19 protein-coding genes are annotated in these 25,059 nt (G+C 34.7%); 7 read left to right on the top strand and 12 right to left on the bottom strand.

From position 1 onward, the window contains the following. Positions 1-52 precede the first annotated feature (52 nt). From ACKX2A_RS18735 to ACKX2A_RS18715, 5 genes are all read right to left on the bottom strand, one after another. Positions 53-607, bottom strand: a complete 555-nt coding sequence (locus ACKX2A_RS18735) for a coiled-coil domain-containing protein (protein WP_415326447.1) — start codon at positions 605-607, stop codon at positions 53-55. Positions 608-616: 9 nt separating this feature from the next. Then, positions 617-1,387: a TIGR02757 family protein gene (locus ACKX2A_RS18730; protein WP_415326446.1), complete on the bottom strand. Its 771-nt coding sequence runs from the start codon at positions 1,385-1,387 to the stop codon at positions 617-619. Between the two features lie 6 nt (positions 1,388-1,393). Beyond that, positions 1,394-2,308 carry a ribonuclease Z gene (locus ACKX2A_RS18725; RefSeq protein ID WP_415326445.1) on the bottom strand — a complete coding sequence of 305 codons (915 nt, stop codon included), beginning with the start codon at positions 2,306-2,308 and terminating at the stop codon, positions 1,394-1,396. Between the two features lie 137 nt (positions 2,309-2,445). Then, the gene (gene rdgB / locus ACKX2A_RS18720) at positions 2,446-3,033 is read right to left on the bottom strand and encodes an RdgB/HAM1 family non-canonical purine NTP pyrophosphatase (RefSeq protein ID WP_415326444.1); all 588 of its coding nucleotides are present in this window, start codon (positions 3,031-3,033) and stop codon (positions 2,446-2,448) included. 64 nt (positions 3,034-3,097) lie between these two features. Continuing rightward, complete coding sequence (locus ACKX2A_RS18715; protein WP_415326443.1) at positions 3,098-3,928, bottom strand: lysostaphin resistance A-like protein; 831 nt, start codon at positions 3,926-3,928, stop codon at positions 3,098-3,100. A gap of 347 nt (positions 3,929-4,275) precedes the next feature. Between ACKX2A_RS18715 and ACKX2A_RS18710 the strand changes: the two genes are divergently transcribed. The 4 genes from ACKX2A_RS18710 to ACKX2A_RS18695 all read left to right on the top strand — a co-directional run bounded on the left by ACKX2A_RS18710 (position 4,276) and on the right by ACKX2A_RS18695 (position 9,650). Continuing rightward, the gene (locus ACKX2A_RS18710; RefSeq protein ID WP_415326442.1) at positions 4,276-5,454 is read left to right on the top strand and encodes an MFS transporter; all 1,179 of its coding nucleotides are present in this window, start codon (positions 4,276-4,278) and stop codon (positions 5,452-5,454) included. Positions 5,455-5,812: 358 nt separating this feature from the next. Further along, positions 5,813-7,408 carry a peptide chain release factor 3 gene (locus tag ACKX2A_RS18705; protein WP_415326441.1) on the top strand — a complete coding sequence of 532 codons (1,596 nt, stop codon included), beginning with the start codon at positions 5,813-5,815 and terminating at the stop codon, positions 7,406-7,408. A 192-nt stretch (positions 7,409-7,600) separates the two neighbouring features. Further along, complete coding sequence (locus ACKX2A_RS18700; protein WP_415326440.1) at positions 7,601-8,419, top strand: methyltransferase domain-containing protein; 819 nt, start codon at positions 7,601-7,603, stop codon at positions 8,417-8,419. A 271-nt stretch (positions 8,420-8,690) separates the two neighbouring features. Further along, positions 8,691-9,650, top strand: a complete 960-nt coding sequence (locus ACKX2A_RS18695) for a DUF4349 domain-containing protein (protein ID WP_415326439.1) — start codon at positions 8,691-8,693, stop codon at positions 9,648-9,650. 314 nt (positions 9,651-9,964) lie between these two features. Here ACKX2A_RS18695 and ACKX2A_RS18690 read toward each other — a convergent pair whose 3' ends face one another. Beyond that, positions 9,965-11,104 (bottom strand): acyl-CoA dehydrogenase, encoded by a 1,140-nt coding sequence (locus ACKX2A_RS18690; RefSeq protein WP_415326438.1) that lies wholly within the window; start codon positions 11,102-11,104, stop codon positions 9,965-9,967. 276 nt (positions 11,105-11,380) lie between these two features. Between ACKX2A_RS18690 and ACKX2A_RS18685 the strand changes: the two genes are divergently transcribed. Continuing rightward, the gene (locus ACKX2A_RS18685) at positions 11,381-13,159 is read left to right on the top strand and encodes an AMP-dependent synthetase/ligase (protein ID WP_415326437.1); all 1,779 of its coding nucleotides are present in this window, start codon (positions 11,381-11,383) and stop codon (positions 13,157-13,159) included. A gap of 377 nt (positions 13,160-13,536) precedes the next feature. Here the strand turns inward: ACKX2A_RS18685 and ACKX2A_RS18680 are convergent, their stop codons facing one another. The 3 genes from ACKX2A_RS18680 to ACKX2A_RS18670 all read right to left on the bottom strand — a co-directional run bounded on the left by ACKX2A_RS18680 (position 13,537) and on the right by ACKX2A_RS18670 (position 16,505). Beyond that, positions 13,537-14,313, bottom strand: a complete 777-nt coding sequence (locus tag ACKX2A_RS18680) for a zinc ribbon domain-containing protein (protein WP_415326436.1) — start codon at positions 14,311-14,313, stop codon at positions 13,537-13,539. Positions 14,314-14,316: 3 nt separating this feature from the next. Then, entirely contained in the window at positions 14,317-15,414 is a 1,098-nt protein-coding gene (locus ACKX2A_RS18675) for a Nif3-like dinuclear metal center hexameric protein (RefSeq protein ID WP_415326435.1), read from the bottom strand. A gap of 215 nt (positions 15,415-15,629) precedes the next feature. Next, positions 15,630-16,505 (bottom strand): hypothetical protein, encoded by an 876-nt coding sequence (locus tag ACKX2A_RS18670; protein ID WP_415326434.1) that lies wholly within the window; start codon positions 16,503-16,505, stop codon positions 15,630-15,632. 219 nt (positions 16,506-16,724) lie between these two features. Between ACKX2A_RS18670 and ACKX2A_RS18665 the strand changes: the two genes are divergently transcribed. Both ACKX2A_RS18665 and ACKX2A_RS18660 read left to right on the top strand, forming a co-directional pair. Further along, the gene (locus ACKX2A_RS18665) at positions 16,725-17,552 is read left to right on the top strand and encodes an ion transporter (RefSeq protein WP_415326433.1); all 828 of its coding nucleotides are present in this window, start codon (positions 16,725-16,727) and stop codon (positions 17,550-17,552) included. Between the two features lie 44 nt (positions 17,553-17,596). Further along, a complete protein-coding gene (locus tag ACKX2A_RS18660) occupies positions 17,597-17,755 on the top strand; it encodes a hypothetical protein (RefSeq protein WP_415326432.1) in 159 nt (52 codons plus the stop codon). Positions 17,756-17,929: 174 nt separating this feature from the next. Here ACKX2A_RS18660 and ACKX2A_RS18655 read toward each other — a convergent pair whose 3' ends face one another. The 3 genes from ACKX2A_RS18655 to ACKX2A_RS18645 all read right to left on the bottom strand — a co-directional run bounded on the left by ACKX2A_RS18655 (position 17,930) and on the right by ACKX2A_RS18645 (position 24,990). Continuing rightward, complete coding sequence (locus tag ACKX2A_RS18655; protein WP_415326431.1) at positions 17,930-19,897, bottom strand: T9SS type A sorting domain-containing protein; 1,968 nt, start codon at positions 19,895-19,897, stop codon at positions 17,930-17,932. Positions 19,898-20,033: 136 nt separating this feature from the next. After that, on the bottom strand, positions 20,034-21,890 hold the full coding sequence (locus tag ACKX2A_RS18650) for a T9SS type A sorting domain-containing protein (protein WP_415326430.1): 1,857 nt from the start codon (positions 21,888-21,890) through the stop codon (positions 20,034-20,036). A 346-nt stretch (positions 21,891-22,236) separates the two neighbouring features. Continuing rightward, positions 22,237-24,990, bottom strand: coding sequence for a T9SS type A sorting domain-containing protein (locus ACKX2A_RS18645; protein WP_415326429.1), 2,754 nt, complete (start codon positions 24,988-24,990; stop codon positions 22,237-22,239). Positions 24,991-25,059: the final 69 nt, after the last annotated feature.

Genomic DNA, 25,059 nt, shown 5'->3' with positions numbered 1-25,059 from the left:
TTCTTATTTAAAATTAATTTTATTTCATTAAAAATCAATTCAATATAAAAAATTATTCTTTTTTCAATTCATCAATCATATTCTGAAGCTCAGCAATTTTATCTTTCAAGCTTTTGATTTCATTTTTATTGGAATTCACATCACTTTTAAGAATAGCTTTTTTCGCTCGTTCGCTGTGATCTTCTTCGTCATCCTCTTCATTTATTTCCTCGATATCTTCCTGAATGTCTTCGATATCTTCACTGATTTCCTCCAAATCCTCGCTGATTTCCTCCAGATCTTCACTAATTTCCTCGATATCTTCCTGAATATCTTCAATATCTTCACTGATTTCCTCAATGTCTTCCTGAATATCTTCAATCTTTTCGTGACTTTTATTAACCGACATCTGAATTAAAATCGAAAGATAAATAGCTTCTAAAGACAATACCGTCGTTAAAACAAGCAACATTTTATCGAAATCGATCACTCCCAAAGCGGGAAGTAAAAATGCAGTAATAAAGAATAAAGTATGTAAGATTAAGGACGGAATAGAACCAATCCAAGAAGTAATTCCATCTGCAAGTTTTTCTAAAAATTCTATTTTCTCATGTGGTGTTTTCATCATTTTTCTTGTTTAAAATAGTTCTTTCGTTACGCCCAATCCAAACAGTGCAAAATCATATTTTGCAGGATCTTCATCATCAAATTTTCTAATGGCAATATCCAATTCCTCAACGGTTTTCCAATCGTTTTGAGTCCTTGAAATCAACTCCAGTTTTCTTGAAATATTTCCCGTATGCACATCCAACGGAATCGAAAGATATTTCTGATCTATATGTTCCCAAATACCAAAATCTACGCCACGCTTATCTTTGCGAACCATCCAGCGAAGGAACATGATAATCCTTTTGGTAGAGGAGTTCTTGTAAGGCGAACTTACGTGTTTATGCGTTCTGTGTTTTTCTGTTCCTAAAAAATTACTACGAAAACGCTCAATCGAATGCTGAAAATTCGTTTCAGAATCATTTATTTTAAATAAATTTTCCAGACTTTCATTTTCAATATAAATTCTATTAAATTGTTTAATAAAATAGGTAAAATCTTCTCCGTTAAACGTTCTGTGAATGCTTTTATCCTGGATATTTTTTAAATCTTTTTCAGAATAATTCAACACAAAATCATAAGGAGAATTTCCCATAATATCGAGCATTTTTTCTGCCGATTTTATGATCGATTTTCTGTTTCCCCACGAAATGGTAGCCGCCAAAAATCCTGCAATCTCAATATCCTGTTTCAAAGAAAAACGATGCGGAATCTGAATCGGATCATTTTCTATAAACTCAGGATGATTGTATTGATCGGCCTTTTCATCTAAGAAGATTTTTAATTCTTCAAACTTCAACATAAATTTTTAAATTTTCACTGGCTCCAATGCCTTTGGTAAAAATGTGTTTGGAAAAATGGTTCTTGCTTCATCGGTAAATACCGTCAAATCTCCATATCTATTAGAAAAATGTCCCAATATTAACTTCCCAACTTCTGCTTTCTGAGCAATTGTTGCCGCTTCCAAAGCTGTTGTGTGACCTGTATAATCTGCCATTTCCTTTAAATCATGCAAAAAAGTAGACTCATGATACAAAACCGTCACGTTTTTAATAATAGGAATCACACTTTCCAAATATCTTGTATCGCTGCAAAATGCATAAGAAACAGGAGGTGCAGGTTCTATGGTAAGAACTTCATTTTTAAGAACATATCCGTCACTTAAAACAAAATCTTTTCCCGCCTTAAGATTGTGATAATCACATGTTTCTATTTCACTGTATTTGGCGATTTCCTTCATATTCAAATGTCTGTCTTTCGGTTTTTCTTTAAATAAATAACCGTTGCAGTAAATCCTGTGATCCAAAGGAATCGTGTACACCTCTACTCTATTGTCTTCGTAAATTTTCTCGGAGTAATTTTTATCCAGCTCATGATAAACCACCTCAAATCCACGATGTGTTTCGGTAATCGTAAAGATGGTTTCCAGCATATTTTTAATTCCTTTAGGACCATAGACATGGAGCGGAGTTTCTCTTCCCAACAACCTAAAAGACGCAATAAGTCCCGGCAAACCGAAACAGTGATCGCCATGCAGATGGGAAATAAAAATATGATTGATCTTCGAAAATTTCGCTTTTGCTTTTCTCAACTGAACCTGCGTTCCTTCTCCACAATCGATCAGGAAAGACCTTTCTTCCATTTCCAGAAACTGCGCAGTCGGCGAAGAATTGATCGTAGGAATCGCTGAATTAAAGCCTAATATCGTTAAATAAGTACTCAAATCAATAGTTTATTATGGTGGCAAATGTACGGATTTTAGGTTAAGATTAAGGTTTAGGCTAAGATTAAAATTAACGTGAAAACGACTTTAAATATCTAAGTTACAATTTCTGCCTTAATCTAAATCTTAGCCTAAAACTATTCTTTAACTTTCAAAAAATCAAGAAACAAATCCAATGCTTGTTTTCTATGACTGATTTTATTTTTATCCTGCGGTTCCATTTCGGCAAAAGTCATATCATGGCCTTCCGGAACAAAGATCGGATCATAACCGAAACCTTTAAAACCTTTATTTTCATTCAATAAATTTCCATGAACTCTGCCATCAAAATATCTTGCTCCGTTTTCATCATAATAACATAAAACCGTAATGAAATAAGCCTTTCTGTTTTCAATGCCTTCCATTTCACTTAATACTTTTTCGATGTTTTTAGCAAAATCGTGGTCTCCTGCGTAACGTGCAGAGAAAATTCCGGGTCTTCCGTCTAAAGATTCTACGACCAAACCGCTATCATCGCCTAAACTTGGAATCCCTGTTTTTTCGAAGCAATACTTAGCTTTAATTAATGCATTGGCATTAAAAGAATCTCCATCTTCTACAATTTCTTCATGAATATCATAATCAGTCAGACTTTTTACAACAAAATCATCACCCAAAATCTGCTGGATTTCTTCTTTTTTATGTACGTTGTGCGTGGCTACCAATAATTCCATATCCTTTTTCATTTTTAAATTTTATTCTTTTTTAAACACAAATAACTCTAATTTTTTAGCATAATTTATGTTTAAACTAAATCTCAAGATAATGCACCTTATTTTTCTTTACAAACAGATAATAAAATAAAGAGAAAAGTGCAATTCCTATAATTAATAATATCCATTCCGGGATTTTAAAAGCATCTGCAAAACTTTCGTTTTTCGTGTAAGTGACCAATAATGTTGAGCATAGATTATTAAAACCATGCAACAACATCGGCAAAAGCAAAGATTTTGTTTTGTAATAAACCAATCCCAAAACACAACCCAACAAAGTTGCTCCTGCAAATTGCCACGGATTTCCATGAACCAAACCGAAAATAATGGAGGCAATAACAATCGCTTTCCAAGGTTTAACTCCATTATTCATCAATCCTTTCTGAATAATTCCACGGAAAATAATCTCCTCAAAAATCGGAGCCATAATTACGGCGGTAAGAACCATCACGATTGGATCGTCCGTTAATTGCGCCATCAAATCATTAAAATATTCATACAAATCTCCAAAAACAGGTCCCGTTGTAGGAATTTGTGCCGTAATAAATTCAGCGATAAACATCATTCCCAACATTAATGGAAAAACCAATAAATAGGTATAAAAATTCGTTGGAGAAAAGTTGAAGTTGAGTCTTTTCCCCGTTGTTCTTCTCACAATGATAAAATCGAAAGCCACAATCGCAGAAACGAAAACAATCGCGTTGGAAAGCATCATGAACCATTCTTTTAAGGCTATATTAACTCCAAACGCTATTTTGGCAAAAGTCATAAGAAAAGAAATAAACATCGACCCTACAAACAGTCCCGCAATTAAAGCAACACCCCCGAGCCAATTGAATTTAAATTGTGGATATCTGCTGTTTTCCATGTTTTCTTATGTAAAAATTATGGAAACAAAGATAATTTTTTTGAAAAGCTTTGGCAACTAAAAATGAGAAATAGTTATTTTATCAGAATCATTAATTTTCATTAAAAAATTTAACATTACCGCACTGTTTGTCATTCTGAAATAATCTAAACGTAGTATTAGAAATTGAATTAAAAAAAATCATAGCCCAGATTCTTTCAGAATGACAAACTTTGAGAATAAATATTTAACCATGTCTGAATTCAAAAACAATCGTTTTCATCGATTTTAAATTTTATTATTTTTTAAGGTAAATTTATCTATCAAGCTATTTTTATGAAGTAACTTTGCACCTTAATTTTTTTTACATGGATAGTTTAGTAAATCGGTCAGAGAATGTTAACTTATCCTTGATTTCTTATGTATGTTTTACTTTTGTAGGATATTTCATTATAGGATTATCTCTGTCTGTTCTTCCAATTTTTATTAATAAAAGTTTAGGATTTAGCTTGGTTGTTGCCGGATTGGTTATCAGCTTACAATATGTTTCTACATTTTTTCTGAGAGCATATTCAGGGAAAATCATTGATGGAAAAGGACCGAAACCTGCTGTTTTATTCAGCATGGTAAGTTTTTCTTTGACAGGAATATTTTTAATTATTGCTTATTATTTTAAATTTTCTCCATTGTTAAGCCTTTCGTTTTTGGTGGTTACACGTTTACTCACGGGTTGTGCAGAAGGAATGATAGGCGCAAGTCCGATCAACTGGGCAATTATGGCAGTTGGTGAAAAACATACTGCAAAAATCATTTCCTATAACGGTATTGCTTCTTACGGAGCATTGGCCATTGGTGCTTCATTGGGTGTAACCCTTAACAATGAATTTGGCTTATACGGAATTGGAATTCTTTCTATTATTTTCGGAATTTTAGGATTTCTTTTTGCTAAAACCAAAGAAAATAAAACGAATATCAATAAACAGGAAAGTCAATCTTTCTGGAAAGTGTTGGGAAAAGTTGCTCCTTTTGGAGTTTGTCTTGCTTTGGGAGGGCTTGGTTTTGCGAGTATTTCGACTTTCATTACATTATACTACAATTATTTTCACTGGAATAATGGGGCTTTATGCTTAAGTGTTTTCGGAGGATTATTCGTTGCCGGAAGGTTGGTTTTCAGTAATGTTATCAATAATTATGGAGGAATAAAAGTTGCGATTACCTGCCTTTTGGTAGAAACCATCGGACTTTTAATTATTGCTTTTTCATCCGATTCTCAAATGGCACTTTTGGGAGCCGGAGTTACAGGATTAGGATTTTCATTAATATTTCCGGCGCTGGGTGTTGTTGCGATTAAAAGTGTTTCACCCTCAAGTCAGGGTTCTGCATTGGCTGGTTATGGACTTTTTATTGATCTTTCTTTAGGTGTTGCAGGTCCATTAATTGGCGGTGTTGCCGATATTTACGGAATGAGTTATATTTTTCCTTTCAGTGCGGCAATGGTTTTTATTGGATTGGGGTTGGCTTATTTGCTTAAGTTTAAACATAAATAAATCAATTTTAACACAAATATTCACAAATTTGATTTTTTTTCTGAATCGATTGTATTTATTCTTGTAAAAACTAATAATATAATTTCGGGTTGGTTTTCACAAAGGCACAAAGTTTTTTTTATTTAAATATAATGCTTTAAGGCACAAGGATTTTATCTACAATAAATTGATCTTCAACATTATAAAACAAAATCTTTGATTTTCTCTTTGTGTCTTAAAAACAGAATGCTTTTACTAAACCTTGCGACTTTGTGTTTTTCCAACAAATTCAAACTTATCATAGCCTTTAATCAAAAATAAAAAATCAAATTTTCAGAATTCGACAAAATTCCCGATTTTTGCAACTTCAAAATACGATATGTCAGACTTAATCAAAGAAATACAAAAAAGAAAAACCTTCGGGATTATCTCTCACCCCGATGCCGGAAAAACCACTCTTACAGAGAAGTTACTACTTTTCGGGGGTGCGATTCAGGAAGCGGGTGCGGTAAAATCCAACAAAATAAAAAAAGGAGCAACCTCCGATTTCATGGAAATTGAAAGACAGAGAGGGATCTCCGTGGCAACTTCGGTGTTGGCTTTTGAGTACAGAGATCACAAAATCAATATTTTGGATACGCCGGGTCACAAGGATTTCGCAGAAGATACATACAGAACTTTAACTGCCGTAGATTCTGTAATCGTTGTCATCGACGTTGCAAAAGGGGTTGAGGAGCAGACGGAAAAATTGGTTCAGGTTTGTAGAATGAGAAACATCCCAATGTTGGTTTTCATTAATAAACTCGACCGTGAAGGTAAAGATGCTTTTGATTTGTTGGATGAAGTTGAGCAGAAATTAGGATTAACGGTTTGTCCGCTTTCATTGCCAATCGGTATGGGAAGCGACTTCCAGGGAATTTATAATATCTGGGAAAACAACATTCAATTATTCTTAGAAGAGAAAAAACAGAAAGTTGGAGATTCTATTAAGTTTGATGATATTAATGATACTTCGATCGATGATGTAATTGGTGAAAAAGCTGCGACGACTTTAAGAGAAGAACTTGATTTAGTTCAGTCTGTTTATCCTGAATTCAATCGTGAAGATTATATGAAAGGAGATTTACAGCCTGTTTTCTTTGGTTCTGCCTTGAATAATTTTGGAGTTCGTGAATTATTGGATGCTTTCATCGACATTGCACCAATGCCACAACCAAAAGAAAGCGATACTCGTTTGGTAAAACCTGAAGAAAGTACTTTCACAGGGTTTGTTTTCAAAATCCACGCAAATATGGATCCGAAGCACAGAGACAGACTTGCTTTCGTGAAAATTGTTTCGGGAACTTTCAAAAGAAACGAAAATTATTTATTGGTAAGAGAAGGTAAAAAAATGAAGTTTTCTTCTCCAAACGCATTCTTTGCAGATAAAAAAGAAGTGGTTGATGAAAGTTTCCCGGGAGATATTGTTGGACTTCACGACACGGGAAGTTTCAGAATTGGCGATACTTTGACAGGTGGTGAAAAATTGAGTTTCAAAGGGATTCCAAGCTTCTCTCCTGAACATTTCAGATATATTAATAACAATGATCCATTGAAGGCAAAACAATTGGCAAAAGGAATCGATCAGCTGATGGATGAAGGTGTTGCACAGTTATTTACGCTTGAAATGAACAACAGAAAAATCATCGGAACAGTTGGTGCGCTTCAATATGAAGTTATCCAATATCGTTTGGAACATGAATATGGTGCGAAATGTACTTACGAACCACTTTCTATGCACAAAGCTTGTTGGGTAGAAGCCGACGAAAAATCCGATGAATTCAAGGAATTTGCAAGATTGAAGCAGAGATTCTTGGCAAGAGATAAATATAATCAATTGGTTTTCTTGGCAGATTCTTCTTTCACAATTCATATGACGCAGGAAAAATTCCCGAATGTGAAACTGCACTTTATCAGTGAATTTCAGAATGCTTAATTAAGTAATAAATTAGCTTTAAATATAAATCCGTAGAATTTTTTTTCTACGGATTTTTTGCTTTTAATAAATCAATTCATATTGAAATAAATTTAAAACAATTTCAAAAACTTTGTATATTTGAAGTAAGCAGAAGATAATGAACGACTTCTACAATTATTATTTCTGTTAAAAACACCAAAATACATAACCATGGAAAAACAATCTATTATCACTGGCTTTCAACAAGTCGACAATTCCCAGTATCAACTTTTAATTCAGTTTTTAGAAAATGTTGCAGCTTACCCTGTCGTTAAAGAATGTTTAGAATTACAAATGAAATTACTAGATATCAAATCCGGTGATCTTGTACTTGATGTCGGTTGTGGTGTTGGAATTCAGGCACAGGAAATGGCAAAAAAAGTAGGTTCAGAAGGAAAAGTTATAGGCACGGATATCAGTTCGGTGATGATTGAGGTTGCAAAAAGCAAAGTATCAAATCCGGATCTAAATCTTGAATTTCTTATTGCAGAGGCAGACTCTCAACCTTTTCCTGATCATTCATTTGATGCGATAAGGACTGAAAGAGTTTTAATGTATATTAGTGATACTCAAAAAGTTCTTCAAGAGTTTAAAAGACTTTTAAAGCCTGAAGGTAAATTGGTTATTTTCGATTTATATTGGGACGGAACTCTGATTCCTCACGAAAATAAAGCACTTACAAGAAAAATTACCCACTATGTGACAGACAGTCTTCCCAACAGTTATATTGGAACTAACCTCTATTGTGAAATGAAAAATAATGGGTTTAAAAATGTGGAGATCATTCCTTATTCTTATTATGGCAATGATGAAATTCTTTTAGAGATTGTGAAAAAAGCCTATGTCGGAATATTACAAACAGGCATTTCAGAAGGTATTTTCACGGAAACAGAAATCAATAATTGGTGGAAATCTTTAGACGAAGATGTCGAAGCCGGAAATTTTTTCATGTCTTTTCAGGGATTGATTGGATATGGAACGAAGGATTAGAAATTAAACAGAAATATTTTGAATTTATAATAAAGCTTCAAGGTTTTGAAACCTTGAAGCTTTAAATTTTTGAAGTTTAGATAACTTATTATATTATCTATTAAAAGGAAAACCATTTAAAATTTTTAATTTATTTTTTGTAAAACAGGAAAATTCATTTTACAAAACACTGATTACAAACAAGATAAAATTTTACATCCACAATACATTTCCTTTACAATCTTTACAAAAACTTCCCTCCTAATTTTACCTCATCGAAAAAATTAATGTTATGAGAAAATTCATATTACTCGTTGCTGTATCAAGCACGTTCATCATGTGTAAAAAAGGAGAAGCTACTGTTTCTAAATTAGAAAATGCTGCAAACTCAGCCGATAGTGCGGTTTCTGTTGCTTCTGAAAAAATTAATGATATCAATGACAAAGCAAATGCTGCATTGGATTCGGCGAGTGTAAAAATCAAAGATTTTGAAAATGCAAAAAATGAAGTAAAAGACAAAATTGAAAACACTTCAAAGATCGTGGACTCTTTATCTGAAAAAATTTCATCTGCAAAACTGGAATCAAAAATCGAGAAGAAAGACTCAGCTAAAAAAGAGGAAAAAATAGTCGTGAATGTTCCAGCTCCGAAAGTCATTAAGGAAACGAAAATTGTTTACAAAGATCAACCAAAAAAAGAAAATTATGAAGTCACAGCTTTGAAAAACAAAATGGTAAAATCAGGCTTTATCAATTTGAATGTAGACAATGCTGAAACCGTAAAAGAAGTCGTAAAGGAGGAAGTAAGAAAATACAATGGTTATATAAAAAGTGAAAATTTTTCATACCTAGTAGACGAACCCGTAAAAAATTCATATAATTCATATGCAGAAAAGGAAAGAAAAAATTATACGCTTGACGTAAAAGTTCCGCTCCGAAATTTTGATGATTTAATGGATCAACTAAACCAAATCGGTGATGTTGAAAGCCAGAATGTTGAAGTTTTCGGGAATAATTATTCTGATAATGCAATTTGCAGTGTATCGATCAACGTTTCGGATAAACCAACAGGTGACAAAGAACCAAAAACTTTTGGAGATAAATCTTTCGCTGCAATTTCTTCGGGTTGGGACGTGATTGCTTCCGTATTCTTGTTTATGCTACCGTTGTGGCCATTATTTTTAATTATAGGAATTGGATATTACTTTTATAAAAAAAGAAACAAAAATGTTTCTAATAATGATCCGCATTAAAAATTTGTTTAAATTTTTATTTCACTTCCTTCAAGATGACAGTTTACACACTTTTTACATTTTAATAATATTTTAATCAAAATTCCGTTTTTTGAAAAAATCTTATTTATACTTTTAACTTATGATTGAAAATAAAGTCTAATAAATAGAGAAACAGTGAAAACATCATCTTTTGCGTAAACTTTTAAAGAATGATACTGTTTCAAAAAAATTTTAAACTAAAAAATATATTATATTAATATTTTGTGGTTCGTGTGTATTAAAAAAGGCTCTCAAATCTGAGAGCCTTTTACTATTTCATATATATTAAGCAATTACTTTGCAATGCTTCTGGAAATAACGATCTTCTGGATTTCAGAAGTTCCTTCGTAGATCTGAGTAATTTTTGCATCTCTCATTAATCTTTCTACGTGATATTCTTTTACATATCCGTATCCACCGTGGATTTGTACAGCCTCAATCGTAGTATCCATTGCTACCTGAGACGCGTATAATTTTGCCATTGCTCCACTTTCAGAGATATCTTTTCCAGCATCTTTTTCTACAGCAGCCTTAAAGCAAAGCATTCTTGCAGCCGTGATCTGAGTTGCCATATCTGCCAATTTGAAAGCAATCGCCTGGTGGTTGATAATTTCAGTTTTGAAAGCTTTTCTTGTTTTAGCATATTTCAAAGCCAATTCGTAAGCTCCGGAAGCGATACCTAAAGCCTGAGAAGCAATACCGATTCTACCTCCGTTCAAAACAGCCATCGCAAAATTGAATCCGAAACCGTCTTCACCAATTCTGTTTTCTTTTGGTACTTTTACATTGTTAAAGATCAAAGAGTGCGTATCACTTCCTCTGATTCCCAATTTATCTTCTTTCGGTCCGATTTCGAAACCTTCCCAACCTCTCTCAACGATAAATGCATTAATTCCTTTGTGTTTTTTCTCAGGATCAGTTTGAGCGATAACGATATAATAAGATGCAGTTCCACCGTTTGTAATCCAGTTTTTGATACCATTTAATAAATAGTAATCACCTTTATCTTCCGCAGTCGTTTTCTGAGAAGTTGCATCAGAACCAGCCTCAGGCTCAGACAAAGCAAAAGCTCCGATTACCTGTCCGCTTGCAAGAGGGGTAAGATATTTCACTTTTTGCTCTTCAGAAGCGAATTTTTCCAGTCCTGCACATACCAAAGAATTGTTTACAGACATTACAACAGCCGCAGAAGCATCTATTTTTGCGATCTCCTCCATTGCCAATACGTAAGAAACGCTGTCCATTCCTGCACCACCGTACTTAGGATCTACCATCATTCCCAAAAGTCCCATTTCTCCCATTTTCTTTACCTGCTCAGTAGGAAATTTCTGGTCGCGGTCTCTTTCGATTACTTCAGGTAATAGTTCGTTTTGCGCAAAATCCCTTGCTGCCTGCTGAATCATCAGCTGTTCTTCTGATAAATTAAAGTCCATAAAAATTGAATAATTAGATGGTCGCTAATTTACACTTTTTGAGCAAATCTGAAAATAGAATTAAAACTTCCTCTCAAACGCCTTTAAACAAAGGAATAACGTCGGATTTAAAGGAATTAAGCAATCATTAAAATATCTGTAAAATATATTTATAAGATTTAAAAATTACTAAATATATTATGGTAAACATTAAAGTAATTGGCAATTCTAAACTTCTCATTTCTTCTATTAAAAAAAATTCTTATATTTAAAATCCTTTAACTTACTTAAAAAATCATGACAATCAAAAGATTATTCGATATACCTCATTATGCATTGGAAAAGTATCCGAAATCGGATATGTTTGTTACTAAATATCATGGTGAATGGAAGAAAACATCCACTCAAGAGTTTATTAATGAAGCCAATAAAATATCACGAGGACTTTTAAAACTAGGTATAAAACCTGGTGATAAAATCGCTTTGATCACGACCAATTCCCGCACAGAATGGGCAATTATGGATCTTGGACTTTCACAAATCGGAGTTGTTTCTGTTCCAGTTTATCCCAATATTTCTCCCGAAGATTATGAATTTATCTTCACAAATGCTGAAATACAGTACTGTTTTGTGTCCGACAAAGACCTTTTGGCTAAAGTAATGAAGGTAAAACACAACATTCCCACTTTACAGGGCGTTTTCACTTTTGATAACATCAGCGGAGCGGCTAACTGGAAAGAAATTCTTGATCTTGGTGAGGACGACTCTACCCAAATTGAAGTGGAAGATCTTTCAAATGCCATTAATACAGAAGATTTAGCAACAATTATTTACACTTCAGGAACGACAGGAAAACCCAAAGGTGTGATGTTGACGCATCATAATATTGTGTCGAATGTATTGGGCTCAATTCCAAGAATTCCAAGAAAGAAAAGTCTTGATTATAAGGAAACAAGAGTTTTGAGCTTCCTTCCGATCTGTCATATTTTCGAAAGAATGATTTTCTATCTTTTCCAATATAATGGTTTTTCGATTTACTTTGCCGAAAGCATCGATAAAATGGGCGAAAACGTGAAAGAGGTAAAGCCTCACTACATGAGCGTTGTTCCAAGGTTAGTTGAAAAAGTTTACGATAAAATTTATGCAACAGGTTCTTCTGCAGGAGGTTTAAAACAGAAAATATTTTTCTGGGCATTAGATTTAATCTCAAAAAAGAAAACCGTTTCAAAACCATCAGGATTGATGGAAATTATTGCTGATAAACTGGTATTTAAAAAATGGAGAGAAGGTTTAGGAGGTGAAATTATTACATTGGTTTCGGGTTCTGCCGCTTTGTCTACAAGATTGAATTTAATGTTCCAAAATGCAGGAATTCCTATTTTGGAAGGGTATGGTTTAACGGAAACATCCCCAGTAATTTCGGTGAATACTTTCGGTAAAATGAAAATCGGAACGGTTGGTTTGCCATTGGATAATCTGGATGTAAAAATCCAGGCGGATGGTGAAATTACCGTAAAAGGTCCTTCTATTTTTAAAGGATATTTTAAAAATGAGGAAATGACCAAAGAAGCCTTCACAGAAGACGGATATTTCAGAACAGGAGACATCGGACACATCGATACAGATGGATTTTTACAGATCACCGACCGTAAAAAAGAGATGTTTAAAACCTCCGGAGGAAAATATATTGCTCCACAAACGATTGAAAATTTAGCAAAAGCATCGAAGTTTATCGAACAGATTATGGTTGTCGGTGATGGTGAAAAAATGCCGACTGCTTTAGTTCAGCCTGATTTTGAATTTGCTAAAAGCTGGGCAATGAGAAACAACCTGAATTTAGGTTCGACTCCCAAAGAAATTGCGAACAGTCCTGAACTTAAAGACAGAATTAAAAAAGAAATCGATGACATCAACGAACATCTTGGAAACTGGGAACAAATCAAAAAAATTGAGTTAACTCCCGAAATCTGGAGCGTTGAAAGCGGACTTCTGACTCCTACTCTAAAACTGAAAAGAAAAGCGATTAAAGAGAAGTTTATCGATCTTTATAATAAGATGTACGAACATCATGAATAATATAAACCGCTTCTTTTGAGGCGGTTTTTTTATTTTAAACACTAATGGCACAAATGTTTTGCACGAATAGCTCAAATCTTTTTTGATAAAATTGTATAAAAAATATATGCACAACAATTATTCAATAGGAACGGGCTTTAGCCCGTTTTCAATATCGACATCTTTTATTTGGCTTTAGCCAAAATTTATCCTAATTTATGTTTCGGCTAAAGTCTTTACCTCACATCAAAAATAAAACGGGCTAAAGCCCGTGTTCCTATTGAATAAAATTCGTGTCATTAGTGCAAAACATTTGTGCCATTAGTGTTTGTTAAAGCAAAAAAAGCTGTCTCAAAAATTGAAACAGCTTTTATATTTTTAAAATCGTAATTAAAAAATTAGAATTTAATTACAGATTTCATTCTTTCGTTTTCTTCCATTACCAATTCGTCATCTACAAGGATTTTTCCTGAATGTTCATCGATAATGATTTTCTTTCTCTGAGCGATCTCCATTTGCTTTTGAGGAGGAATTGTGAAGAATGATCCTTTCGGAGCACCTCTTTCAAGACCTACAACTGCAAGACCGTTTGGAGAGTTTGTTCTGATTCTGTTGTAAGAAGCCAATAATCTTTCGTCGATTTTCGTAGAAAACTCTTTAGACTGCTCAATTAAATATTCTTCTTCTTTCTGAGTTTCAGAAACAAGACCTTCTAATTCTTCTTTTTTGAATTTAAGGTGATTCTTAAGATCGTTGATCTTTCCGTTCAACTCGTCTAAAGTTTCGTTTTTATGAGCAATTTTAGCACCGAATTCTTTGATTCTTTTTTCAGAAAGCTGAATTTCAAGTTCTTGATATTCAATCTCTTTACTTAATGCTTCAAATTCTTTATTGTTTCTTACGCTATCCTGCTGAGACTTGTATTTTTCAATTAAAGATTTTGCATGGTTGATAACTTCATGCTTCGTTTTGATCTGGTCGTCCTGATCTTTGATGTCTGCATGAAATTTTTCAGCTCTTTTTTCAAGACCTTCGATTTCAATCTCAAGATCCTCTACTTCGATTGGCAATTCTCCTCTTGTATTTCGGATTTCGTCCAATCTAGAATCAATGATCTGCAAATCGTATAAAGCTCTTAACTTCTCTTCAACTGAAATATCGTTGGTTTTTGCCATATTTTAAATGAAATAATTTACCGGGTTTGTTTTCTCAATAGATTTTGAGATTGCAAATGTACTAAATTTTTGTGACAATATTTCAAATAATTGTTGAGTTACAAATTGTTCAGATTCAAAATGTCCTATATCACAAATTAACATTTTGGATTCTGCTAAGAAAAAATCGTGATATTTTACGTCTCCTGTGAGGTAAGCATCACATTTTTTGGAGATTGCAGATCGTATTCCACTTGCTCCGGAACCTCCCAAAACCCCTACTCTTTTAATTTTTTTGTTGTTGAAATCAGAATGGCGAATCATCTCCAAACCGAATTTTTCTTTCACGAATTTCAGGAAATCTTTTTCATCCATCGGTTCTTCAAAATCACCGTACATTCCCAATCCGCTGTGATGGTTGGTGTTGTCTAAACTATAAATCTGATGCGCTACTTCTTCGTAAGGATGCGCCGTTTTCATAGCATTTATAATCTGACCTTGTTTGTAATCTTCAAAAATGACAGAAATCATGTCTTCATCGGCATTTTCTCTAATATTTTGTTGTCCTGAAAATGGGTTTGAACCTTCAGTCGGTCTGAAAGTTCCGTTTCCATTAATTGTAAAGCTGCATTCGTCGTAAAATCCGATATTTCCAGCTCCTGCATTGAAAAGCGCTTCTTTTACTTTTTCGGAATACTCTTTTGGCACGAAAACTGTCAGTTGCTTTAAATTATTCTTTTTTGGCTGAAGAATTTTTAAGTTTTTTAATCCTAATTGATTACAAATTCCAGCATTCACCCCAAAGAAATCGTTATCGAAAGCGGTATGAACTGCATAAATTGCAATTTTATTTTCGATTGCCTTAATGACTGCTCTTTCAACATAGTTTTTCCCGGTTAATGATTTTAAGCCTGAAAAAATAATCGGATGAAAACATACTATTAAATTGCAATTTTTTAGAATTGCTTCATCTACTACATTTTCTAATGCATCATGACAAACTAGAATTCCGCTTACATCGCGATCCCAAGATCCGCACAATAATCCTACATTGTCGAAATCTTCTGCCTGACTTATTTTTATCCTCTCTTCTATTTTTGAAATTACGGCTCTTAGCTTCATTATTTAATAATTTGTTGTGAAGATATTAATTTTTTGGGAGTTGATTTCTAGTTGATAGCTGTTTGTTGATTGTTATCTGTTTTTAATTTTAATTAATTGAAAATATTCTTTGCATGCTTTGAGGTTGCTTCTTCGCTTCACTCATCGCAATGACGTAAAAAAAGAACCGGCTTGTATTGAGCCGGCTCAGATTTTCAAACTAAGAATAAATATAACTAATCCTTAAACAGAGAAACCCGTGTAAAAGAATCTATTACCACATTACAACTGATATCCGATTCGAGGAACAGCTGGTAGCCTCTTCCCGGATCTAAACTTGCCGCATCTGCAATTGTATAAAAATAAAATGTCAAAAGATTTCCGACTCCACTTGAACCACTAGGAACAAGCTGAATAGAATTAACTTCAAAACCTGAGTCGGGATTTCTAAAGGTAGCCTTCACAGAACCTGAAGAATTGGAACCTGGAGTAATATTCGCAATAACCCTCCAGACATGAACCTGACCGTAAATTTCGTTTTCTCGCCATTTTCCGGAGATGTAAATATTGGAAGTCACTCCGGGAAAAGGAACGGTGGTTTCCGGCCAGCTTGTCGTAGGACTTGCTGCAAAAACAAGTGGTATAGCATAAGTAACCTGCTGTTTTGAACCATATCCGCTACCGGATGCATTAAGATTTAAAGAAGGTTTTACATTTGCGTTTCCAGAATTCACTTTTACGACACCGTCGTTTCCTGCCTGAGATGATGTGGGAACAAAGAGCTGCTTCCAGAGACTGCCATCCCAGTATTGGAAGTTGTTGGACGTTGTGTTGAATATAAGTGTTCCGTTGGTAAGATTTGGGTTTACTACTCCTGCAGGAGGGACTGTAAGAGGATCGTTGTCGGCCAAATTTGTGTTTCTGTCGTTATCCGAAAGTCGTGGAATAAGAATTCCTTTTTGATTGGAATTGATATCCAATACTGTTGCACCATTCGGAGAAGTTGTATTGATCCCAACTTGTGCGCTAAATAAACTATACATAAAAATTGGAATCATCACTGTAAAAATTTTTCTCATGATGTTTGCTTTTGTAGAATAAATGTATAGCATTTAACTTAATTTATGTTAAAATATCAACTTTTATATGTCATTTTTTATCCGTAAATTTACAATAAATAATTCACTGAAAACCATTACTTTAAATTGTAATAACTCTAATATTAATGAATAAAAATACTATTAACATTTATAGGAATATTTTAACAATAATGGTTTTACTCTATAATCCATTAAAATTATTAACTTAGACGTGAAATAAATAAAAACCGAATGGAAAGAGAACATAACCTTGTTCCTGAAGATGCACTTTGGAAAAGACATCTTTTTCGAATAATTTATCGCTCCGATACAAGGCTCGGAAAGTTGTTTGACATCATTTTACTGTCGTTAATTCTCATTAGTACGTTCATTATCATGATGGAAAGCGTTCCAAAACTGGATAAACAGTTTCACTATACTTTCATTATTTTGGAATGGATTATCTCACTATTTTTCACTGGTGAATATTTGTCGAGGATTGCAGTTATTAAAAATAAAAGACATTATATTTTCAGTTTTTTTGGGGTTATTGATTTTTTAGCGCTGGTTCCCTTTTATTTGAGTTTTTTCTTTCCTGTCACCAAATATTTCCTGATTTTCAGAATGTTGAGAATGCTACGAGTTTTCAGAGTTTTCAATCTGATGGATTTTATGAATGATGGAACTGTGATTGTAAGAGCTTTAAAGAATAGTTCGAGAAAAATTTATATTTTCCTTTTATTTTTAATTATTTTTTCAGTAATCGTTGGTTCTCTGATGTTTATGGTAGAAGGTGGAAGACCTGGATTTGAAACCATTCCACAATCTATTTATTGGGCAGTTGTGACGGTAACAACCGTTGGATACGGTGACGTATCCCCTATTACACCAATGGGAAAATTTTTTGCTGTTGTTTTGATGTTGGCAGGTTATTCTATCATTGCTGTTCCGACAGGAATTGTAACGGCTGAAATGCGAAACAAAAGACAAAACATGGAAAAGGTTTGTGACCGTTGCGGAAATGAAGATATTGATGATGACGCAAGATATTGTAAGCAGTGTGGCAAGAAATTAGCTTAGTAATTATTATAAGTGTAATTTTTTAACCAAATACTACAAAAATCATGGAACCACAAAAGAAAAATAAGCCAAACAGTTTAGTTATTATACTTTTTGCTTTAGTTGTATTAATGATCATCATTTATTTTATATTAGCAATGTTTTTCCCGACCGTCTTCGATCACTTGAATACAGGAGACATACAGCCTGTTCCTAATAAATAAATTATAAAAAATATAAAAATGGATGGCAAATTTGTCATCCATTTTTATATTGTTCATGAAGGATAATTAAAATTTAAATTATTTTTCTTTCCCAATTAAATTCTACAAAATTTATTTAAATAAAAAAAAGACGACTGAAAACAGCCGCCTTTAATTTTATTCTATAATATTTAATTATTTCTTAATTGTTTTAACCACTTGTTTAGAACCATCTTTCAAATTAAGTGTTACTAAATACATTCCTTGTTTTAGTTCACTTACATGAATTTCTGTTCCAGGATTATCAATTGCTCTTACCAATCTTCCAGAAACGTCTGTAATTGTAACTGATTTCACATTGGCTGCATCAGAAATATTCAATACATCTGTAAATGGATTTGGATATAATTTAATACTATTCTTATTGGCTTTTACATCTGAAGTCGCCAAAACACCTTTTGTGATATTAATCGTAAATGCACCTTCCGGCTCATTCGACCAATCGCTGTAGTGTCCTACATTTAAATAATAAGTATTTCCGTTCATTGTAGCAAATGAAAACATTTCTGAAGTTCCTGAACCTCCTGAATCCATTGTACCTTCACAAGATAAACTTCCGCAAGCTCCACTGTAAACTCCGATCTGAGGATCGAAATCACTTCCTGCAGGCATACTTACCTGAATATTGAATGTATCTCCGTCTCCAACAAATTTAAACCAAGTTCCGTCGTTCATACCATCGCTACAAGCAGTAATCATTCCGTTGTTGTTTGTAGCACCTGCTGCATCGGTTTGCTGGTATGTGTAAGGGAAAGCTGTAGCCTGTATTGCCCCTGTACAATCATCATTTACTGGTGGTGGAGGGAAAGTTCCAACACAAACATCAAAACTTTGGTTGCTTCCTGTACCGTAATAGCTGTAAACTCTTACATAATAAGTATCTCCCACTGTAAGTCCATCCACAGTTCCCGAAGTTGGATCTGAACAATAAATACTGTTCAATCCTCCACAACCTCCACTGAATACCTGGAAGTAAGTGTCTGTATCATCCGGCTCTGTTCCCACAGATTGTACGTTAAGAAGAGAAATTTTGTGTTGTGTAGCTGTTGCCACAAATTTGAACCAAACATCATCATCAGGATTTCCATAACAAGGGTCTGGAACCATACCCGAATCTGTTGCTCCAATTGTGTAACCTGCTGTTACAGTTCCGCAGTTTAAGTCAGGATTTACTGTTAATGAAATTGCTGTTAAACATTCATCGTTTGTTGGTGCAGGTGGCGCAGTTGTAAATTTGATGTCTGTACAACCTGTAGATTCGCCTCCAGTTCCTACTGATACAACTCTTAAATAAAGATCTGTATTTGGCGCAAACGCCGTAGATGGTGAGAAACTGTTGGTAGAAACAGAAGCCTGATTCACAATATTTGTACCTCCAGGTGTAGTTCCAACAGAAACTTTGTAGCTTGTTGCTCCAGACGTATTGTTCCAAGTAAATGTAGGCGTTAAAGGAACAAATGTTGCATTGTTGGCAGGATAAGTTACCAACGGACAAGCCGGAATTGGACTAGCAGTTAATCCGTTAATAGTTACAACAGATTTATATCCTACCAAATTCCCTGCAGGAGGTGAAAAAGGATCTGGATCTGTGTAATCATTCTTGTAAAAAATTGTGGAATTTGGTGTTCCCGAATAGACATACATTGCTTCATCGTAGTCATTGTTATCATATCCGGATGAGTTTTCCTCAGCTGCAATTACAAGGTTGCTTGTATTGTTGTAAGGAAAGGGAGTTGGGAAAATAACTTCAATCACTCCATTGTTGTTACTTACCGTTCCCGAGAAAACTTGCGTCAATTGTCCAGCCGGAATCCAGTCTGAATCTGACGAAAAGGAGGTTTTCGTAGTCTGTCCCAGATAAACAACCCATTGAGAAGAACTGCTAATCGATGTTGCAGCATCTGTATAGAACTTAAGTCCCGTGATGTTTCCTGCTGCATTCGCGTTGATTTCCTGCTTGGTGAAGATCTGTTGAACATACGAATAACCGTAATAGGTACTGATAGGAGCCACTCCGGTATCAGTGCTTCCTGAGCCCAAATCGATTTGAGCATTGAAGGTCATACTTACAAACAATAAGCATGCGAGTAGAAATTTTGTCATAAACTAATATTTTGCTGATTTCAGTGCTAATTTAATAATAATTCTAAAATATTAATATTAAATTTTAATATTTAAATAAAAAAAGTAGCAACTAATCAATTTAGCTGCTACTATTATTTATAATAATTATCAGAATTTATTTTTTGATAGTTTTTATCGTTTGTTTAGAACCATCTTTCATTTCTAAAGTCACTAAATACATTCCTTGTTTTAATTCTCCTAATTGAAGAGAAGAAGCAGGATTTGCAACAGTTTTTACTAATCTTCCAGAAACGTCAGTTACTATAACATTCTTCACATTTGCAATGTCTGAAATATTTAAAACATCAGAGAATGGATTTGGATAAACTTTAATATTATTTTTAGCTTCACTTCTTACATCGTTTGTCGCTAAAACAATTGATGAATCGTAAGCTGAAATTTTAAACTCTCCATCTGTAACACTTGAATTTCCTGTATACTTCCAAACACTTACATAGATTGTAGCACCCGGAGTCTGATTTGTAAGAGAAATAATTGAGTATAGTCCTCCTGCAGGGTTATCATCGTTACATTGAAGCAAAGTAAGAGCTCCACACGTTCCAGAATAAGCAGACATTACCGTATCTGTAAATGTAGATCCTGTTACAGCTTTAGTTTCTAGAGTAATATTTCCACTTGCAGGAACAACAACTTTATACCAAACATTGTTGTTTGAGCTTGTCTGGCAAGTTCCAGGTGAGCTAGAAGTAGAGTTTACGTTGGTAGCTGTAATTGCATTCTGGTCAAAAGTTCCGCCAGGAGTAAGAGTAATTGCACCTACACACTCATCATTAGCAACCGGGGTTGTCGCAGTTATTGTGAATTTTCTTTCTGTACAAGAAGAACTTGTAAGACCTCCTCCATAAGCATTAACGGTGTAATAATAATCCGTACCAAGTGCCAAAGCCGAAGAGAATGTGTAAGATGTAACATTACCAAGATCAACATTATTCAAGACATCTGTACCTCCAGTTGCTGTTCCTACAGTTAATCTATATCCTGCTGCTCCAGGAGAAACTGCCCAAGTAATTGTAGGTTGTAATGGAGCATTTGTCGCATTATTTGCCGGAGAACTTACAGAAGGACAAGTAATACCACCTGTCGTAAAGCTTCTTTCTGTACATCCGCTTGATGTTCCCGTTGCGTTTGTAGCATAAACCGTTAAATAATACTGGGTATTGTAGCTTAAAGCCGTTTGTAATGTATAAGTAGTCACGTTTCCTACATCAACCATATTCATAACGTTTGTACCACCTGGAGTTGTTCCTAAGCTGATTTTGTATGAACTAGCTGTTGCTGCAGCAGCCCAAGTAATTGTAGGCGTTACAGACACATTAGTTGCAGCCGCAGCAGGAGCACTTACTACAGGACAAACAGGAACATTCGGAGATAATCCTAGAAAAGTAATTCTTGATTTTGTAGAAGTTCTGCTGGTTGCAGTAGGTAGTGTTCCTGTAGGATCGGGATTGTTTGTATCACTTCTGTAATAAATAGAACTGTTTGAAACCCCTGAGAACGTGTAAAAATAATTGCCCCCATCAAAATCCGGCTTATTCTCGTCTACAGCAATAACAAGGTTATCGGTATTGTTGTAGGCGAAAGGTGTTGTAAAAGTTACCGTAACTTCACCGCTGTTATTAGCAACCTCAGCATCATATACCGGAGTAAGAGAAGCTACAGGAATCCAATCTGAAGTTGAGCTAAATGATGTTTTAGTGGTATGACCAATGTACACTTTCCAAGTTGTGGAGTTTGCAATGGAAGAAGTTGCCCCCAAATAAAACTTCACTCCTGTAATATTTCCTGCTGCAACAGCATTCAATTCATTTTTTGTAAAAATCTGTTGGGTATAATTATATCCATAATTCGAGGATATAGGCATTACGCCTGTTGAAGTTCCGCTTCCAAGCGAAATCTGAGCATGTGCACTCATCCCAAGTGCTACAATGCACGCAAGTAGAAATCTTTTCATGTTTTAGTAAAAAATAAAATTAGGTTTGATAAAAGTAATAATAATTTTCAATAAAAAAGTTAAAAAATCATAAAAATTTAAATTAAAACTAAAATAAAATTAATTTTTTTATATAAATTTAAACAAACATTTGATCTTATTATTAAAATAACAATTAAACCATTTTAAATAAGTCATTGATTTTAAAGTATTTAAATATTAATCACAATTAATTGATATACAACACCTTCCTTACTTAACATAAAATAATAATTCACAAATTCATTATTTAATACATAGCAATACTTATCATAAAAAAATAGCGACTATAAATATAGCCGCTACTCATCATTAATATGAATTAAATCTATTTTTTAATAGTCTTAATTACTTGTTTAGTTCCGTCTTTCATTTCAAGAGTTACTAAATACATTCCCTGTTTTAATTCTCCTAAATGAATCATTGTACCAGGGTTTGAAATAGTTTTCACCAATCTTCCTGAGATATCATTTACCAAAACATTCTTCACGTTTGAAGTATCAGAAATATTCAACACATCAGAGAATGGGTTTGGATATACTTTAAGTTTATTTTTAACGTCGGCTTCGTTGGTTGCCAATAGAGAAGAATCGTAAGCAGACAACATGAATTGTCCTGTTGTACTTCCACCTCCTGCTGTTCCTGTATATCTCCAAACACTTACATACAATGTAGATCCCGGAGTTTGACCTGTAACTGATACTAATGAATAGTTATCCACTCCACTGTCATCATCACAGGCAATACTTGTTAAAGATCCACAAGTTCCTGTATGAACAGAAAGAACCGTATCTGTAAGTCCTGTACCTGAAACTCCCTGCGTTTCAAAAGTCACGTTTCCACTCGCAGGAACTACTACTTTGTACCAAACATTGTCTCCTCTGCTTGTCTGACAAGATGTTGTACCATCTGTTGTTGCTCCAACATTTGTTGTTGTTATAGCATTACTAGAAAATACACCTCCAACTGTTAAAGCCACAGCTCCAGAGCAAACGTCATTTGCTGGCGGTGGCGGTGGAGTTCCGATGCAGATATTAAAGCTATTGCTGTATCCTGCTCCGTTACTGTTATAAACTCTTACATAATATGTTTGCCCAGGTGTTAAACCTCCCACTGTTGTTGTATTTGAAGTACCACAAGCAACACTCGTTAATGATCCGCAAGATCCACTGAACACTTGAGTATATAAACTCGTAGAAGATGAAGTACCTGTAGAAACAACATTCGATAAAGCAATTGTATGTGCTGTAGAACCAGCCACGAAACTATACCAAACATCATCATCTGCTGTTCCTGTACAAGGTGAAACTGCTATATTTGAATTTAATGCACTTAAAGTCGTTCCTGCAGTTGTAACACCACAGCTTAAATCCGGATTCACCGTTAAACCAATCGCTCCAGAACATTCGTCATTAGAAGGTGGTGGTGGCGGAGTTCCGATACAGATATTGAAACTTGCATTATATCCCGTTCCTGAATATGTGTAAACTCTAACATAGTAAGTTTGTCCAGGTGTTAAACCACTTACAGTTGCTGTATTCGGATCTGAACAAATTACACTAGTTTGCGATCCACAAGCTCCGCTTAATACCTGAAAATACATATCTGTACTGGAAGAAGTTCCTGTTGAAACAACGCTAGATAATGTTACGACATGAGCTGTTCCCGTTGCTACAAATCTATACCAAACATCATCATCTGGATTTCCGTTACAAGGTGCTGCAGCCATAGATAAAGAAGCTCCTAAAGTATTTCCTGGAGTGGTTGTTCCGCAATTTAAGTCAGGATTTACAGTTAATGGAACTGCACCAGAACAGTTATCATTTGCAGGTGGCAAAGCTGACGTTGTTGTAAACGATCTTACTGTACAGCCTGTAGAAGCCGTAGTTGCATTGTAAGCCGTTACTGAATAATAATAAACTGTAGAAGTATTTAAAGGAGAAGCAAACGTATAAGAAGTTGCAGTTCCTAAATCCACATTATTTAAAATATCTGTACCTCCGGAAGTTGTTCCTACCGTTAATCTGTAACCGGTAGCTCCTGTTACAGCTCCCCAAACAATTGTAGGAAGCGTAGAAACTCCTGTTGCAGCAGTTCCCGGTGAGCTTACTGTAGGGCAAGGCATTGCCAGTGTTGTGAAATTATTTTCCGTACACCCTGTCGCCTGGCCAATTGAGTTTTTAGGATAAACCGTCACATAATATTGAGTATTATAGCTTAAAGGCGTTGCCGCGGGAATTGCATAAGAAGTTACATTTCCAACATCCAATCCGTTGATAATATTTGTTCCGCCCGGCGTAGTTCCCATATTGATTACATAACTTGTCGTAATCGGTGTTGCAGCCCAAGTAATTGTTGGTGTTACCGAAACTCCTGTTGCCGCATTTGCAGGTGCCGAAATTGTTGTACAAGAAGGCGGCGTTGTCGGAGGAGGTACATTAGCATCAAACGCAATATGTGGTCTTCTGTAGTCGGATGAAGTTAAAGTTGCTCCAAATGTACCCGTTGTTGTTACATATTTTGTAGTATTACTGTTACCAGTATTCACACAAGGAGAAGAATATTCATACTCCCAGTTGATAGTTGCAGCTTGTGCGGTTGTTTGCACATATTCTGTAAATACCGCAAGATTGCTTCCCGCAGTATATAAGAAGTTTGTAGAGTGAGCAAATTGTTTCAATCCTGCCGTACTTCCAATCGCGGTATCCGGATTGGAATCATAAACCAACGTTGCACCCGTAATTGCCGTTGCCCAATCCAAAGCTCCGGAACCCCAATCTGTTGCTGTCGTATTTTTAAGATAAATTCTAAAAGTTGCACCGCTATTCAGTGTTCCTGAACTAGAATATCTTCTAAAATAAGTGGATGTGATTGTTCCGTTTGCAATATTTACCAATTGGGAAGCCGGTAAAATAAAAGCGCCACGGCTTTTAGAATTCGCCGTTGCGTTACTGTTCGGCGTACCATAGCTGTTAGTTCCGATCGTTCCATTACATACAGGAACTACGAAACTCTGCCCCAGATACAATTGAGAGGTAAATAAACCCATCAAAAGTACAATGAGTAGATTTAATTTTTTCATATAAAAAAGGAATATTAAGATTACGCCCTAAATGTATAAAAAATATTAAATCATATTCTTAAAAAGTGC

Source organism: Chryseobacterium sp. MMS23-Vi53 (assembly GCF_047651245.1).
Taxonomy (GTDB): Bacteria; Bacteroidota; Bacteroidia; order Flavobacteriales; family Weeksellaceae; genus Chryseobacterium.
This window is presented reverse-complemented; position numbering and strand designations above follow the sequence as displayed.

Coding starts and splice junctions, on each gene's coding strand:
- ACKX2A_RS18695 (WP_415326439.1), top strand. CDS start 8,691: ATGAGAAAATTCATATTACTCGTTGCTGTATCAAGCACGTTCATCATG.
- ACKX2A_RS18680 (WP_415326436.1), bottom strand. CDS start 14,313: ATGGCAAAAACCAACGATATTTCAGTTGAAGAGAAGTTAAGAGCTTTA.
- ACKX2A_RS18685 (WP_415326437.1), top strand. CDS start 11,381: ATGACAATCAAAAGATTATTCGATATACCTCATTATGCATTGGAAAAG.
- ACKX2A_RS18660 (WP_415326432.1), top strand. CDS start 17,597: ATGGAACCACAAAAGAAAAATAAGCCAAACAGTTTAGTTATTATACTT.
- ACKX2A_RS18735 (WP_415326447.1), bottom strand. CDS start 607: ATGATGAAAACACCACATGAGAAAATAGAATTTTTAGAAAAACTTGCA.
- ACKX2A_RS18665 (WP_415326433.1), top strand. CDS start 16,725: ATGGAAAGAGAACATAACCTTGTTCCTGAAGATGCACTTTGGAAAAGA.
- ACKX2A_RS18705 (WP_415326441.1), top strand. CDS start 5,813: ATGTCAGACTTAATCAAAGAAATACAAAAAAGAAAAACCTTCGGGATT.
- ACKX2A_RS18655 (WP_415326431.1), bottom strand. CDS start 19,897: ATGACAAAATTTCTACTCGCATGCTTATTGTTTGTAAGTATGACCTTC.
- ACKX2A_RS18715 (WP_415326443.1), bottom strand. CDS start 3,928: ATGGAAAACAGCAGATATCCACAATTTAAATTCAATTGGCTCGGGGGT.
- ACKX2A_RS18670 (WP_415326434.1), bottom strand. CDS start 16,505: ATGCTATACATTTATTCTACAAAAGCAAACATCATGAGAAAAATTTTT.
- ACKX2A_RS18700 (WP_415326440.1), top strand. CDS start 7,601: ATGGAAAAACAATCTATTATCACTGGCTTTCAACAAGTCGACAATTCC.
- ACKX2A_RS18690 (WP_415326438.1), bottom strand. CDS start 11,104: ATGGACTTTAATTTATCAGAAGAACAGCTGATGATTCAGCAGGCAGCA.
- ACKX2A_RS18730 (WP_415326446.1), bottom strand. CDS start 1,387: ATGTTGAAGTTTGAAGAATTAAAAATCTTCTTAGATGAAAAGGCCGAT.
- ACKX2A_RS18675 (WP_415326435.1), bottom strand. CDS start 15,414: ATGAAGCTAAGAGCCGTAATTTCAAAAATAGAAGAGAGGATAAAAATA.
- ACKX2A_RS18650 (WP_415326430.1), bottom strand. CDS start 21,890: ATGAAAAGATTTCTACTTGCGTGCATTGTAGCACTTGGGATGAGTGCA.
- rdgB (WP_415326444.1), bottom strand. CDS start 3,033: ATGAAAAAGGATATGGAATTATTGGTAGCCACGCACAACGTACATAAA.
- ACKX2A_RS18645 (WP_415326429.1), bottom strand. CDS start 24,990: ATGAAAAAATTAAATCTACTCATTGTACTTTTGATGGGTTTATTTACC.
- ACKX2A_RS18710 (WP_415326442.1), top strand. CDS start 4,276: ATGGATAGTTTAGTAAATCGGTCAGAGAATGTTAACTTATCCTTGATT.